A 15,410-nucleotide genomic window follows, 5' to 3' on the forward strand; every position below is an offset into this window, starting at 1 on the left:
TGTCTATTTCATGCAAAAAAAAGCCCAACTCAAGGCGAGCTGGGCTGAAAAAATAGGATGTCTTTGGGGAGATACATCCTAGAGGGTAGATGGAAAATCTGGTCGGCATACACATTGGAAACTTATAGATCCTGGTGCTGCCTGGTATGTAGCTATCTTAGTGTGAACGTGGGTAAATGTGAAACAGAGGTTTTTTATGGTTAACATTTGTTTTTTCGATCATGGATTAATCGAGTAATATTTCATTAAAAAACCGAGCTAAAGAGCTCGGTTTTTTAAATCGATGAACGACTTAGATATCAGAAAGGTCGATACCTAAACGTGCAGCAACTTCTTCATAAGCTTCAACTACACCGCCTAAACCTTGACGGAAACGGTCTTTGTCGAGTTTTTTCTTAGTGTCTTTGTCCCATAGACGGCAGCCGTCTGGAGAGAATTCGTCACCTAGTACGATACGGTCGTGGAACACGCCAAATTCAAGTTTAAAGTCAACAAGCAGCATGTTGCCTGCATCGAATAGACCTTTAAGTACTTCGTTTACTTTATAAGTCAATTCTTTCATTTGAGCGAGTTGTTCTGCAGTCGCCCAACCTAATGCAATCGCTTGTGATTCATTCACCATTGGGTCGCCTAACGCATCGTCTTTGAAGAACAATTCGAAAGTTGGCGGAGTAAGTTCTTTACCTTCTTCAACGCCTAAACGACGGCAAAGTGAACCTGCTGCATAGTTACGAATTACGCACTCTACAGGAACCATGGTTAATTTTTTCACTAAAACTTCAGTTGGAGAAAGAAGTTTTTCGAAATGAGTTTCGATACCAGCCGCAGCCAATTTTTCCATGATAAAGGCGTTAAAACGGTTGTTCACCTTACCTTTGCGATCCAGTTGTTCAATTTTTTCACCGTTGAATGCAGAAGCATCGTCACGGAAAACTAGGATGAGGTGGTCAGAACTATCTGTTTCATAAACAGATTTCGCTTTACCAGTATAGAGCAAGGTTTGTTTTAACATGAGGGAACCTTTTTCGAGAAAAAATGCCTAGTACGACTAGGCTGGCCAATTTTGGTAAATCTGAGCTAACAGATCTGCAGCTTTTTCTTTGTCTGCAAAACTGTTATCGGCATTGAACACAGCGATGTTATTGCTTGAACCTACAGAAGAAAGTCTTAAGACATAGGTCTGCTGATCGACCTTGACGGTTACTTCGTAACGGTTTTTGCTCTGACCAACAATGGTATGGTTAAGGCTGCTGAGGGTAGCAAGTGTGTATTGCCAAATTGTAGCAGAATTTCCTTCAACTTTGATCAGTGGATTTTGATTTCCATCCACCAATAGTTGAGGGCGGCTAATATTTGTACTGTCTGTTGAGGAATCTGCAACGACATTATTTTTTTCCGCGGCTGGACGCGGAAGGGCATAGCGATTGCCGCGCTTATTTTCAAGCTTTGGTGCATGCTCAATTGCTAGCGGGTCAACTGATGGAGCAGGATACAAAGGCGTTGCAGGACGAACCATTGACCCTTCAGGGTATTTCAGCGGTTCAACATCTGTGGTTTGTTTATAGTCCAGTGTGCCATTATTAAAGGCAAGTGAACTACAACCGGCTAATGTAAATACTGAAAGTGCCAGGCTAAGTCCTAAACGTAATTGCATGATGTTTGCTCTTCTTTATTTGATAACGCCCGCAGTGATGAGTGCTTCACGAAGCGGAGTACGATATTGTTCTGCAAGGGGTGTTAATGGTAAGCGAATGCCTGTTTCAATCAGGTTCATCTCATGAAGTGCCCATTTCACAGGAATTGGGTTCGATTCGCAAAATAAAATTTGATGTAAATTTGCAACAGTATTGTTTTGTTGCTCGGCTTGGACTGCGTCACCCGCCAAAGCGCTTGCACACACTTCGCTCATCTCTTTTGGCGCCACGTTCGCAGTAACCGAAATGTTGCCTTTAGCACCTAAACCCATTAACTGATAAGCCGTTGCATCATCACCTGAGTACACCACCATATCTTTGCCTTTAAGGCCTTCAATGAGTTCTTGACCACGAGGAACATCGCCAGTGGCGTCTTTAATGCCCACGATTTGTGGAATATCAGCAAGACGGATCACGGTGTCGTTGTGCATGTCTACACCGGTGCGGCCAGGTACATTGTATAAAATTTGAGGTAAATCAACAGCTTCAGCAATCGCTTTGTAGTGTTGATACAGGCCTTCTTGGGTAGGTTTGTTATAGTATGGTGTAACTAATAATGCTGCATCTGCACCTAATTCTTTGGCTTCTTTGGTGAGTTCAATCGCTTCGTGGGTTGAGTTTGCACCTGTGCCGGCAATAATTGGAATGCGTTTGTTCGCCACACGGATGATTTCTTTGATCACCTGAGTGTGTTCGGCCATGCTCAAGGTAGAAGCTTCACCTGTAGTCCCTACAGCAACAATACTATTGGTGCCTTGCTTTATATGCCACTCAACCAGCTTCTCGAGGCTCTTCCAATCTACGCTGCCATCTTCAAACATTGGGGTGACGATTGCGACAATTGAACCTTGAATGGTCTGAGCTTGCTGAGTCATTTTGAAAAGCTATCCTATTTGTCCATCCGACAAGATGAAATATTGATTTCTGGATGGTTTCGAATTTTGATTTGTAGCATGTTCATTGGGCTATACCCAAATTGAATAATGCTTACGCAAATTATGACTGATCAAACGCATAAGAACAATATGCTTTGGTCAAAGCCATAAAATTCTTTATACAAATCAAACTTAAAACAATCAAGTGTAAAATAGCGGTTTTTTTGCAGGCTGAAAATTGTTCAGCAAGGGCTGAATCTTGAAAATGTGTTATTCAATCGAGAGGGTTGGCATGGTTGATGGGATTGATTAAATCATCAGCAAAAGGTTGATCTATGTGTATTTCGTGCTTTTTAATCAGAATTTAAGATTAAATAACAATGACTAAAGATTTAAAAACTATATCAATTCGCTCGGGTTTTATTACAAATGATTGTTAAAAACTTGGGTAATAATCTTTTTTATATCTAATAGAAATAGACATGTTTTTATGAGTGTTTAAAAAGATCGCTTGATTTGACTGTTCATTGCACGATTCATATTTTTTTATTTTAAATTTTTAATTGTTTTTACGACTTTGTGACTTAAAGCACAAAAACTATTACACCATGCACGTAATCCAATTTTGGACGAAAGGCTTCAACTTATTGGTAGTTATATCCTTTATAAGGCTCAGCGATGATGCGACTTAATTTGAACGCTGATGACAACAAGGATTCTCCAATGGAAAAGTCAGATAATAAGCATGCTATTGTCACGGTAGCAATCTGCTTCCTTATTGCCGTAATCGAAGGTCTGGATATTCAGGCTGCAGGTATTGCAGCAGCAGGGATTCGTGAATATTTCGGGCTGGATAGCTCGCAGCTAGGGGTGTTTTTTAGTGCCGGTATTTTAGGATTATTACCTGGTGCTTTGTTGGGTGGTCGGATTGCAGACCGAATGGGCCGTAAAAAAGTATTAATTTGGTCTACGGGGATGTTCGCCATCTTTACCTTATGTACGGTATGGGTAAATAGCTTCCATAGCTTACTCGCTGTACGTTTTCTTGCAGGTGCAGGTTTAGGTGCAGCAATGCCAATTTTAATTACCTTGGCATCTGAAGCGGTAACGCCACAAAATCGTGGTCGTGCAGTCGGTTTGATGTACTGTGGTATGCCTGTGGGTGCGGCAATCTTGTCATTAGTTGCAATGACGGACTTCGGTGCAAACTGGAAAAATATTTTCTATTTAGGCGGTTTATTACCGATTGTTGTGATTCCATTGATGATTTGGTTCCTGCCCGAATCGCGTGAATTCTTGAAAGCCAAAGATCAAGCGGTTCAAGCGACTGCCAATGGTGAAGTGCAACAAGGTGCTTTCAAAAACCTCTTTAACACAGAAAACCGCTTACGTACTTTCTCAATTTGGGTGAGCTACTTCTTCACCTTGATGGTGGTGTACATCATGCTGAGCTGGTTACCGTCGTTGTTCACCGAACTCGGTTTCACTCGTAAAGATGGTGCAACTGCGCAGTTCTACTTCATGGTGAGTGCAACCATTGGTACGATCATTTTAGGTATGTTGACTGACCGTTGGAAGAAAGCTTATGTGATCATTTTGATGTACGGCGGTATTTTGGCAGGTCTATTTGCGCTGAATGGTGCAGGTTCATTGACTCAAATGTACATGGCGTCAGCTTTAGTCGGTGCATTCGTGATTGGTTGCCAAGGTGTATTGTATGCCTTCGGTGGTATCGTGTATCCAACACAGTTACGTGGTACGGGTGTTGGTGTCGCTTCAGCCGTTGGTCGTGTCGGTGCAATGTTAGGCCCTGCAATTGCGGGTCAGTTATTGGCAGCAGGTTTTGGTGCGGCAGGGGTGATTACCGCGGCAATTCCATGTATCGCAATCTCTGCAATATTTATGTTGTTATTGGTACGTCGTATTCCATCATAAGGAACATGCCATATCAAAAAAAGCCCGCATCATGCGGGCTTTTTTTATGGCGACAATAGAAGTCGCACTAATGCTCTAAACCAATATAAATAAAAGTATTTGATGTAAAAATACAGCAGAAAGAAAAAACAAAAAATCAACGTAGAGGGGCTATGTCAGCAAGAAAACTGGTCGCAATTTTTAAAGTTGATCAACGTGAATTTAGTTTGTATCTACATCAGCACGAATTTATCTTGGAACTCAAACCTGTATTTCAAAGACATCGCCAACATCCGAGACAAAATGCGTGGTTAGCCTTTGCCGATGAACCTACCCTAGAAGATGTTGCTGAAAATATTAATGCATTTGAGGTCATGCAACAGACACGCAGCCATTTATTAAAATATATCTTTCAACATCAACCGCGATATTTTTATTTTCATGCTTCGACTCGGCGAAAAGCCCGTATTTACCCACGCTTTGCACAACGTTTGGTTGAGCATTTGCCCAAGTATCGGTATTGTCAGGAAGGACAGTCATTTTATTTTTACGCACAGGACTGAATACTAAGGCTTTTAAAATATGAGCGAATCAGTAGAGTCGCCGATAATGCATGACAACGGATGGAGAGATATGCAAAAAAATACAGCGCTGATTGTGGTCGATGTACAAAATAGTTTTACCCCAGGTGGTCAGTTGGCTGTTGCCAATGCCGATCAAATTATTCCAGGGATTAATCAATTGGGACAATACTTTGCGAATATTGTGCTGACTCAAGATTGGCATCCAGCCGACCATATTTCTTTTGCTGAAAATCATCCTGAGCATGCACCTTATGACAGCATAGAGCTGAATTATGGAACGCAAGTATTGTGGCCGACGCATTGTGTACAAGGCACACAGGATGCCGAATTGCATCCTGATTTAAATTTACCAACGGCGCAGCTAATTATCCGTAAAGGTTTTCATCAGCATATCGACAGCTACTCTGCTTTTATGGAAGCAGATCAGAAAACTTCAACAGGTTTGGCGGGCTATTTGCGCGAACGTGGTATTGATACAGTCTTTGTGGTGGGCATTGCCACGGATTTCTGTGTTGCTTGGACGGCAATGGATGCACGTAAGCTTGGTTTTGAAACTTTTGTGATTGCTGATTTGACCAAAGGGATCGATTTACAGGGTTCGCTTCAGCATGCATGGCAAGACATGTTGGCGAATGGGGTGAAGCGTATTTACCTGAAAGATATTGTGCAGCAGCATGCACAGGCATTATCTTTGGCATGACCCAGTGGGCTCAGTTGAGAAAAGGCACAAGGGTGTGCCTTTTTTTGTCCCTGTTTTTAAATGGAAGATGCCTATGTCGGCTTTCTTAAAATTCACTCAATTTGTGCAGAAAACATTTGCGATTTGGGTGGTGCTGTTTGCAGCGCTCGCCATGTTTTTTCCCGATGTATTTGTTTGGTTAAAAGCATATATCCCATGGATGCTAGGCATCATTATGTTGGGTATGGGCATGACCATGACACTGCAAGATTTTAAAAGTGTATTGCAAAGTCCGAAAGCTGTGATGATCGGGGTTTTGGCACAGTTTATTGTGATGCCGGGATTGGCTTTTTTCTTATGTAAATTATTACAACTGCCGACAGAGATCGCGATCGGGGTCATTCTTGTCGGTTGCTGTCCGGGTGGAACGGCCTCTAATGTCATCACCTATATGGCAAAAGGCAATACCGCATTATCTGTTGCCTGTACCTCTGTTTCGACATTACTGGCACCGGTTTTAACCCCTGCGATTTTCTATTTGCTGGCAAGCCAATGGATTGAAATTAATGCGGCATCGATGTTGGTTTCAATTTTACAAGTGGTTTTATTTCCGATCATTGTGGGGTTAATGATTCGAACTGTATTTAAGCACCGAGTGGATGCCTATATACAGGTCATGCCATTGGTTTCTGTTGTGGCAATTGTGGCGATTGTGGCGGCAATCATTGCGGGTAGCCGAACACAGATTTTGCAATCAGGTTTACTGATTCTTGGGGTAGTTGCCTTACATAATGGCTTGGGCTATCTATTGGGTTTTTGGGCCAGCCGAATATTTAAATTGCCCTATGCAGACTGTAAAGCAGTATCAATTGAAGTCGGGATGCAAAACTCAGGTTTGGGTGTGGCATTGGCGGCGACCCATTTTGCTGCTTCACCTTTGACCGCTGTGCCGAGTGCGATTTTTAGTTTGTGGCACAATATCTCGGGTCCTGCATTGGCAACCTATTGGGCAGCACGGACGAGTGAGCCCAAAGCATCGGAACAAGACAAGCCTGCATAAAAAACAATTCAGTAAAAAAGAGGGTAATCTCCCTCTTTTTTTATGTCGAAAATAAATTTTACGATTTGATGAACAGTGTTTTAGGGAATTGCATGCTTTTTTAATTGATTAATGCTATTTGTAACATAAGTGTCATCTCCGCATGCCTAACATGCCGGCAACCACTTTAGATATAGACTGTTTCAAGCAGCATTGAGAGGGTATGCAACATTTTCAGCATTCATCAGAGACCTATTATAATCGTGAATTGTCGCTTTTAGATTTTAATCGGCGGGTCTTGGCTCAAGCACTCGATTCAAGTTTACCGTTACTTGAACGCTTGAATTTTCTCATCATTTTTTCACGCAATTTAGATGAATTCTTTGAAATTCGCATTGCGGGGCTGATGAAACAACGAGATTTGAATGCGATTGCACGGACGCCAGATGCCATTCCGACTGAAGTGGTCTTAGATGAACTTTCCCAAGTGATTCATGACACGGTTGCACAGCAATACCACACCCTCAATCATGCTGTATTGCCTGCATTACAAAGTGAAGGCATTCGCTTTATTCAATTTAAAGATATTTTAGAAAAACATCGGGCGTGGATTAGCCATTATTTTAGTAAAGAAGTTCAACCAGTCTTAACACCAATTAGCTTAGATCCATCGCATCCGTTTCCACGCTTGGTCAATAAAAGCCTCAACTTTATTGTGAGTCTAGAAGGCAAAGATGCCTTTGGTCGTGCCATTGAAATGGCAATTGTGCCTGCGCCACGCTCATTGCCGCGTTTAATCAAAATGCCCGCCGAGGTTGAAGGCAGTGCAGAGACACAAATTTTCCTGACCGCCATTATTCAGCAACACATTAATGATTTATTCCCGGGGATGAAAGCGACGGGCTGTTATGCTTTTCGAGTGACGCGCAATGCAGATTTAGTTCTGGCTGAAGATGTGGATGACTTGGCGGTGGCATTAAAAGATGAATTGTCTTCACGGCGTTTTGGTCGGGCAGTTCGCTTAGAAATTGAAGATGATTGTCCGCAAAGCATTATTGATTATTTGTTAGATGAATTTGATTTGAGTGAGCAGGAGCTCTATCGCATTGACGGCCCGATCAATTTATCGCGTCTCAGTACCACTTTTAATCGACCTGAACTGAAATATCCGGTCTATACACCGATTATTCCTAAAGTTTTTCGTAAACAAACCGCGATTTTTGATGTATTAAAAACACAAGATGTGTTGTTACATCATCCGTTTGACTCCTTTCAACCGGTCATCAACTTATTACGTGAAGCTGCAAAAGACCCTCAGGTATTAGCCATTAAGCAAACGCTCTATCGTAGTGGGCCAGATTCGGACATCGTACAAGTTTTAGCGGAGGCAGCACGCAACGGCAAGGAAGTAACCGCCGTCATCGAACTTCGGGCGCGGTTTGATGAAGAATCCAATATTACCGTGGCCAATATATTGCAAGAAGCTGGGGCTGTCGTGGTGTATGGCATTGTGGGCTATAAAACCCATGCCAAGATGATTTTGATTGTGCGCCGTGAAAATAATCAGCTGTTACGCTACGCCCATTTGGGAACAGGTAACTACCACGCAGGCAATGCGCGGATGTATACCGATTATGGCCTGATGACGACGCATCCCGATATTTGCGAAGATGTGCATCGCATGTTTCAGGAATTGACCGGTATGGGCAAGATGGCGAAGCTGAAAGCCTTACTGCATGCACCATTTACTCTGCATACAGAATTACTGAAACTGATTGAACAGGAAATTGTTGCCGCACAAGCGGGAAAATACGCAAGAATTATTGTGAAGGTTAATGCACTCACGGAACCGCAACTGATTGCTGCTTTGTATCGTGCATCGCAAGCAGGGGTATCTGTAGATTTAATTATCCGTTCGATTTGTTGTTTGATTCCTCAGGTCAAAGGTATGTCTGAGAATATTCATGTGAGATCTATCGTCGGACGCTTCTTAGAGCATACTCGAGTGTATTATTTTGAGCATGCAGGCGAAAAACGATTGTACTGTGCCAGTGCTGATTGGATGGGACGTAACTTATTTTCACGGGTCGAAACCTGTTTTCCCATTTTGGAAAGCCGTTTGAAAAAACGCATTATGAAAGATTGTTTACTTAACTATTTGGAAGATAATCAAAATGCATGGGAAATGCAGTCGAATGGGCAATGGGAGAAAGTCGCGGTTGAAGCAGGTACCGAACCGCATAACGCGCAAAAATATTTGATTGCACAGAAAATTTCGACTGTTTAAGACAAAAAATCCCGACTTAAGTCGGGATTTTTGATTTCGCTCAAACCTTTACGAGGCTTTTGACTGTTTGGATTTTAAAATTTCAGTTCTGAAGTTTTGAGCCAATTCAGCGGCATCACTGTCCATCCCATTGAGCATAAATGCATGACGAGTGAGCACATTGGTCGGATTTGGCAAACTGACCAATTGGAAATGATCTGAAATCTCTTTGAGCAAAGTTGTCGGCACATGAATGGCACTTTCTTTAGCAACCAATTGTTGGACTAAACGTTCAGCCGCTTGCACAGAAGACAATTGCATGGCTTCGACAGAGCTTGAAATCGCGCTACGGGTTTGTAAAACGAAACGTTTTTCTTCACGGTAGCGTTTATATAAAACATCTGAAAGCAATTGGAATACTGAGCTGATCATGGTGAGGCAACGCAGCGCATCTGGAGTGTCAGCGGTCATGCTGATGGTTGCGCCATGTTCATCAAACTTATGTACCGTACTGATGTCAGAACTGTTCAATTTATAATGTTGAACACAGAGTTCTGTGGTTTTATTCAAGAAAATTTGGCAGAGATTAAAATACGGCACAGACACGGTTTTGTTGACGCTATCGAGCAGCTGTTTCGGATCATAAAATTGGATATTTAATGCCAAGCTGTTGCTGTCGAGAACCACTGGTTTCATGTCTTTATGCTGTTTTGCTTTGGCTTGCGCATTTTGCTGCGCTTGAGCAATCGCCACAGCGGCATTATGTTTTTCTTGTTCTAAAGCCTGCGCTAGCGTTTGAATTTCGTGTTTTAGACGTGATTCATTGTTGATTCGCGCTAAATATTCAGTACGACTTGGACGTGCAATAGCGCGATACGCCAACCATAACAAGCCATGTAAGAATAATGAAAATAGAATCGCGGCCCATTGCGTACGTAAGATTTCACCAATACTTGGTTTAATTAAAGTGATTTCAACTGTTCCGACTTTCTTTTCGTTTTGCAACGCATCACGAACAAAGATTTCACCGTCACGGGTTTTGGTCAAACCGCCTGTGGCCAAAACTTGATTATTGGCATTTAAAATGCGGATGGAAGCCACGCTCGGGTTGGTTGCATAGCGGTCAGCAAGTAAGGCTAATGATACGGTATTGGCCGGCTCAAGCTCAGATAGGCTGTCTGTAACCAATTGACTGGTCATCAGTTGTCCCTGACTGGCACGGTTTTCGTTCAGTTGGTGGGTTGTTGCCAATACCAATAAAAAGGTATGCAAAGCAAAACAAACTACTAATAGGCTAGCAAATAGCCCTTGTCTAGGCGCATTCAACGTAAACTTCCAAGGCAATTCTATTCAATTTAGATTATGATTCTTACATTAGTTGTAGCTCAGACCCGAGTCAATTCATGCGAGAAATCATTCTTATATCACTTTTAGGACCTGACCAACCTAATCAATTTACACGATTAATGCAGGTTTTGTCCGCACATTCCTTACAGATTTTAGATGTCGGACAAGCAGTCATCCACAATCAGCTGACTTTAGGTATTGTTGTTTCGTCGGAAGACCAGACTGCGACAGCATTAGCCATGAAGGAGATGTTGATTTTAGCACATGATATTGGCTTAACTGTGCGCTTTAAACCAATCTCTACAACAGAATATCAACAATGGGTAAATGAGGGAGGCCGCACACGCTATATCGTTACGGCACTTGCGCCAGAATTACAGGCGTCTCATTTACAGGCAGTTACAAATATTGTGTCCAGTCAAGGCTTCAATATTGAAACTGTGACTCGTTTATCTGGCCGTCCAGAGTTAGATGGATCAAGCGAAGGTCCGCGCCGTGCCTGCGTTCAATTTGGTTTAAAAGGCCAGATGTTGGATGCTACTGCAATGCGTGCAGCATGTTTACGTCTATCTACCGAACTTGGGGTAGATGTTGCCGTTCAAGAGGACAATGCTTACCGTCGTAATCGTCGTTTGGTCTGCTTTGATATGGACTCGACGCTGATTGAGCAAGAAGTGATTGACGAATTGGCGATTGAAGCGGGTGTCGGCGCTCAAGTGGCTGAAATCACTGAACGTGCTATGCAAGGTGAACTCGATTTCCAACAAAGTTTCCGTGCACGTGTGGCACTGCTCAAAGGTATGGATGCTTCGGTATTGCCTAAAATTGCAGAACGTCTGACCATTACAGAAGGTGCGGAACGTCTGATTTCAACGCTGAAATCACTGGGATATCGCACAGCTATTTTGTCAGGTGGTTTTCAGTATTTTGCCGAATATTTACAAGCAAAACTGGGTATCGATGAAGTGCATGCCAATGTACTGGACGTCCAAGATGGCGCGGTAACAGGTGAAGTGAAAGGCCATATTGTGGATGGTGCTCGCAAAGCCTTCTTATTGACACAAATCGCTGAAGAAATGGGGATTTCATTAGAACAAGCCATTGCAGTCGGTGATGGTGCGAATGATTTGCCAATGTTGTCTTTAGCCGGCTTAGGCGTTGCTTTCCGTGCGAAACCTTTAGTGCGTCAAAATGCCAATCAAGCCATTTCAAGCGTGGGTCTAGATGGTGTTCTTTACCTGCTTGGTGTGCATGATAAAGATTTAAATCGTGCTTAAAACCATTTAAGGCACAGTCAAAAACGTAGCCAAAAGGCTGCGTTTTTTTATGCCAAGAATTCAGCTCATCCGATGAACGGTAGAAGAAAATTGTCGATAAAAACAACGATTAACAGCATTCGAAAAATTAATTTTTTTAGCCTAAAACCAGCTGTTTTTTTTGTAATGACACTCGAAACGAGATGCCATCATTGTTCCAGAAATTCTTTAAAAAGAAAAAATGTAATGACAAAATAATGTTGCGACAAGGTGTGTCGCATTAACAAAAAACGAGACTTTTTTTATGCAAAAAACTCAGCATAATGCTTGCAAGAGATTGAGATCGACCAAATCTATTTACTGAAGATACAGTAGTGAGACGGCTCAGCATCCTGTAAGACAAGAGATGTCAGCTGTCAAATGACGGAGGTTTTTATGTTAACAGCGAATTTAGCAACAATCGTTGGCCTGAGCTTGGTATCGGCGGCTGTGATTGCTGTTTTCTTCTCGCCTTATCGTCGCTGGTTAAGTTTTATGCTGGCGGGGATGCTGGTGTGGGGACTCATTGAAGTGATTCGATTTGGCACACAAACCATGTTTGAATTATCAGTGACTTATAGTTATTTAACGGCATTAATGGCCGCAATGGTGGTATTCACTTTAGTATTGTTACGTGAAGACCGCCGTGCAGAGCGTGCGATGGCAAAGCGCCAATGTATAGAGCACACGCCTGTATATGATGAAGAACAGCAATGTTCGAGCCGATAAGTGCCAGAACAAAATTTCAATGAAAAATGCGCCTAGGGGCGCATTTTTTTATGAACGCATTAGTCCGATTTGAGATACAAAGCCTTACTTCTCAAAAGCCAAGTTATGTTAGGATGAAGCCAGTCAATTTTCCAACAATTACAATAGGCTTTAAGTCATGAAACTATCATCAATTCCTGTCGTAAAACTACCTTTAGTTGATGTCAGTACGGATCCACTTGATTTACTCGTGGCAGGTTTAGCGCTTCGTATGAAACAGCTTGCACGTACTAGCCCTAAATTCATTGAATTGGTTCATGAACGTCAATTCCGCATTCAAATCGGCACGGATTTAGGTGTTGCACGTCAAATTATTGTAAATAACGGACAGATTGATACTGTTTCAGGCGATGCTGAAAAAGCCGACTTTATTTTGCAATTTGCAGACAGCGAACAGGGCGTAAAAACTCTGATGAAAGGTGACCCAACTGCATTCATGACGGGTATGCAAAATGGCAGTATTAAAATGGAAGGTGATTTTGGTCTACTGGTTTGGTTTAACCAAGTGGCGAAGTTAATTCCACCTAAACTTCCAAAACCGGTTAAAGAAAAAATCAAAATCGCACGTGCGTTTATTAAAGAAAAAACAGGTAAGTAAGATTTACGCCTTGTTCTCCTCCTTTAGTGGGAGGATTAAAAAAAAAAGCCCTCTTTTGAGGGCTTTTTTTATGCTTCAGTGGTTATTCAACTTCTAAATTAAAGGTCACTGGACCGTCATTGACCAAATGCACTTTCATGTCGGCAGCAAAGATACCTGTTTGTACATGGTCATATTGGCGCTTGGTGTAATCGACCAGCTGTTCATACAGTGCTTTGGCATCGCTTGGCGGCATGGCAGGGCCAAAATCAGGGCGCAGGCCTTTTTGCGTTTGTGCCATCAGAGTAAATTGAGACACCAAGAGGATACTGCCGCCAGCTTGACTGACATTCCAGCCCATCTTGCCTTGTTCATCATCAAAAAAACGGTATTTCAAGATCTTATCGATCAGTTTTTTGCCCTTTTCTAAATCGTCATCTTTACCAAGTCCTAAAAACACTAAAATACCGTGATTGATTTCACCCGTGATCTCACCATCGACCACCACTTTGGCTTCCAAAACACGTTGTAACAAGGCCCGCATAAATTCTTCCGAGTAGAAAATTGAACATAGGGCAGGGATTGTAGCAAAGACAGCATTCTTTCGAAGCGATGTTTAGAAAATTTTGGGCTCAAACATTTGAAAATGAAATGTATATTTTTTATAAATCTAATAATGCGATTGAATTTATGAAAATAATCTGTTTTATCTATTTATTAAATGTCAGTATCTTTGCGGGGCAGGAAAGGTATTTAACAGAGAGATTAAGACGATGTTTAAGCGTTCTTTATTGGTTGCGATGTTAGCAACAGCAACAGCGGCGACTCAAGCAGCGCCATTAACCAAAGACAATGGTGCACCAGTAGGCGATAACCAAAACTCGATTACTGCGGGTCCAAATGGTTCAGTTCTACTTCAAGACGTACAATTGGTTCAAAAATTACAACGTTTTGGTCGTGAGCGTATTCCTGAGCGTGTGGTACATGCCCGTGGTACAGGTGCTTATGGTGAATTCGTTGCAACTAAAGATTTATCTGATCTCACCATTGCTTCATTGTTCAAAGCAGGTACTAAGACTCCAGTTTTCTTACGTTTCTCGACTGTAATTCATGGTAAAGGTTCTCCAGAAACTCTACGTGACCCGCACGGTTTCGCGATCAAGTTCTATACGCAAGAAGGCAACTGGGATTTAGTGGGTAACCAAACTCCAGTCTTCTTCATTCGTGATGCAATTAAATTCCCTGACTTCATTCACGCAATGAAGCCAAGCCCAATTGACAACGTTCAAGACGCGAACCGCGTATTTGACTTCTTGTCTAGCCAACCATGGGCAACTAACATGTTGACTTATGTGTATGGTAACCAAGGTGTTCCAACTAGCTACCGTGAGCAAGATGGTTTCGGTGTACACGCATTCAAAATGTACAACGACAAAGGCGAATATAAATACGTGAAGTTCAACTTCCGCTCTAAACAAGGCGTGAAAGGCCTGAACGTTAAAGAAGCGATGGAGCTGCAAGGTAAAGACTTCAACCACTTAACCAACGATCTTTACAAAAACATCAACGCGGGCAACTTCCCGAAATGGGATCTTTATATCCAAGTGTTAGATCCTAAAGATTTAAACAGCTTTGATTTTGACCCGCTTGATCCAACAAAAATCTGGCCGACGAACCTAGTTCCAGAAACTAAAGTCGGTACGTTAACGCTGAACCGTATGCCGAAAAACTTCTTCCAGGAAACGGAACAAGTGGCATTGGCTCCAGGTAACTTAGTCCCAGGTATCGAGCCATCAGAAGACCGTCTGCTGCAAGGCCGTATCTTTTCTTACTCAGATACACAAATGTACCGTTTAGGTGCGAACCACCAACAAATTCCAGTCAACCGTCCATTAGTTGCTGTAAACAACAACAACCAAGATGGTTACATGAATGTTGGCGGCACTTCATCAAATGTGAACTACGAGCCAAGCCGTATTGAGCCAAAACCAGCAACTGCGAAAGCGCGTGCGGTTGAAACACCGCTTTCTGGCACAGTTCAGCAAAAAGGCGTGAAAGAGCAAAACTTCAAGCAGGCGGGTGAGCTTTATCGTTCATACTCTGCGAAAGAGAAAGAAAACTTAATCATGAACTTGGCTGCTGACCTTGGCAACGTAAAAGATTCGGAAACGAAACACATCATGTTGTCTTACTTCTACAAAGCAGATGCAGACTACGGTATGCGTATGACTAAAGCAGTAAACGGCAACCTTGCAACAGTAAAAGCTAAAGCAGCACAACTGAAAGACTAATTTCGATCAGTCTGAAGGATTGGTAACTAGGGTCTAGAACGTTACCTCAAAAAAGTCCTATGAAGCTCCATACCTTTCCTG

Annotated in this window: 14 protein-coding genes; 9 read left to right on the top strand and 5 right to left on the bottom strand. The window is 42.4% G+C overall.

The window, feature by feature from the left end; all coding sequences use genetic code 11:
* Positions 1 to 292: 292 nt before the first annotated feature.
* Genes purC through dapA form a run of 3 tightly spaced genes read right to left on the bottom strand, consistent with a single transcriptional unit; the run spans position 293 to position 2,569 of the window.
* Positions 293 to 1,012 (bottom strand): phosphoribosylaminoimidazolesuccinocarboxamide synthase, encoded by a 720-nt coding sequence (purC, locus tag G0029_RS00360; RefSeq protein WP_078190626.1) that lies wholly within the window; start codon positions 1,010 to 1,012, stop codon positions 293 to 295.
* Between the two features lie 36 nt (positions 1,013 to 1,048).
* Complete coding sequence (locus G0029_RS00365; protein WP_078193263.1) at positions 1,049 to 1,654, bottom strand: lipoprotein-34 precursor (NlpB); 606 nt, start codon at positions 1,652 to 1,654, stop codon at positions 1,049 to 1,051.
* A 15-nt stretch (positions 1,655 to 1,669) separates the two neighbouring features.
* Positions 1,670 to 2,569: a 4-hydroxy-tetrahydrodipicolinate synthase gene (dapA, locus tag G0029_RS00370; RefSeq protein WP_078193262.1), complete on the bottom strand. Its 900-nt coding sequence runs from the start codon at positions 2,567 to 2,569 to the stop codon at positions 1,670 to 1,672.
* A 723-nt stretch (positions 2,570 to 3,292) separates the two neighbouring features.
* On the opposite strand from dapA, the gene mhpT reads away from it, so the two are divergent.
* The 5 genes from mhpT (at position 3,293) to ppk1 (ending at position 9,072) form a co-directional block, all read left to right on the top strand.
* Positions 3,293 to 4,504, top strand: a complete 1,212-nt coding sequence (gene mhpT / locus G0029_RS00375) for a 3-(3-hydroxy-phenyl)propionate transporter MhpT (protein ID WP_078193261.1) — start codon at positions 3,293 to 3,295, stop codon at positions 4,502 to 4,504.
* Between the two features lie 152 nt (positions 4,505 to 4,656).
* On the top strand, positions 4,657 to 5,046 hold the full coding sequence (locus G0029_RS00380) for a hypothetical protein (protein WP_180084462.1): 390 nt from the start codon (positions 4,657 to 4,659) through the stop codon (positions 5,044 to 5,046).
* 70 nt (positions 5,047 to 5,116) lie between these two features.
* On the top strand, positions 5,117 to 5,767 hold the full coding sequence (gene pncA, locus G0029_RS00385) for a bifunctional nicotinamidase/pyrazinamidase (protein ID WP_180107825.1): 651 nt from the start codon (positions 5,117 to 5,119) through the stop codon (positions 5,765 to 5,767).
* 73 nt (positions 5,768 to 5,840) lie between these two features.
* Entirely contained in the window at positions 5,841 to 6,806 is a 966-nt protein-coding gene (locus G0029_RS00390; RefSeq protein ID WP_180107824.1) for a bile acid:sodium symporter family protein, read from the top strand.
* Between the two features lie 202 nt (positions 6,807 to 7,008).
* The gene (gene ppk1, locus G0029_RS00395) at positions 7,009 to 9,072 is read left to right on the top strand and encodes a polyphosphate kinase 1 (protein WP_180107823.1); all 2,064 of its coding nucleotides are present in this window, start codon (positions 7,009 to 7,011) and stop codon (positions 9,070 to 9,072) included.
* 48 nt (positions 9,073 to 9,120) lie between these two features.
* Here the strand turns inward: ppk1 and G0029_RS00400 are convergent, their stop codons facing one another.
* Entirely contained in the window at positions 9,121 to 10,377 is a 1,257-nt protein-coding gene (locus G0029_RS00400) for a hypothetical protein (protein ID WP_078190618.1), read from the bottom strand.
* 77 nt (positions 10,378 to 10,454) lie between these two features.
* Between G0029_RS00400 and serB the strand changes: the two genes are divergently transcribed.
* The 3 genes from serB to G0029_RS00415 all read left to right on the top strand — a co-directional run bounded on the left by serB (position 10,455) and on the right by G0029_RS00415 (position 13,059).
* Positions 10,455 to 11,675 (top strand): phosphoserine phosphatase SerB, encoded by a 1,221-nt coding sequence (gene serB / locus G0029_RS00405; protein WP_111885109.1) that lies wholly within the window; start codon positions 10,455 to 10,457, stop codon positions 11,673 to 11,675.
* Positions 11,676 to 12,089: 414 nt separating this feature from the next.
* The gene (aciT, locus tag G0029_RS00410; protein WP_078190616.1) at positions 12,090 to 12,422 is read left to right on the top strand and encodes an AciT family ciprofloxacin tolerance protein; all 333 of its coding nucleotides are present in this window, start codon (positions 12,090 to 12,092) and stop codon (positions 12,420 to 12,422) included.
* A gap of 157 nt (positions 12,423 to 12,579) precedes the next feature.
* Complete coding sequence (locus G0029_RS00415) at positions 12,580 to 13,059, top strand: SCP2 sterol-binding domain-containing protein (RefSeq protein WP_078190615.1); 480 nt, start codon at positions 12,580 to 12,582, stop codon at positions 13,057 to 13,059.
* Positions 13,060 to 13,141: 82 nt separating this feature from the next.
* Here the strand turns inward: G0029_RS00415 and dtd are convergent, their stop codons facing one another.
* Positions 13,142 to 13,582, bottom strand: coding sequence for a D-aminoacyl-tRNA deacylase (gene dtd, locus G0029_RS00420; RefSeq protein ID WP_180107821.1), 441 nt, complete (start codon positions 13,580 to 13,582; stop codon positions 13,142 to 13,144).
* Between the two features lie 229 nt (positions 13,583 to 13,811).
* Between dtd and G0029_RS00425 the strand changes: the two genes are divergently transcribed.
* Positions 13,812 to 15,329 carry a catalase gene (locus tag G0029_RS00425; RefSeq protein WP_180107820.1) on the top strand — a complete coding sequence of 506 codons (1,518 nt, stop codon included), beginning with the start codon at positions 13,812 to 13,814 and terminating at the stop codon, positions 15,327 to 15,329.
* Positions 15,330 to 15,410: the final 81 nt, after the last annotated feature.

It is taken from the genome of Acinetobacter sp. YH12138, from assembly GCF_015218525.1.
In the GTDB taxonomy this organism is placed as follows: Bacteria; Pseudomonadota; Gammaproteobacteria; order Pseudomonadales; family Moraxellaceae; genus Acinetobacter; species Acinetobacter amyesii.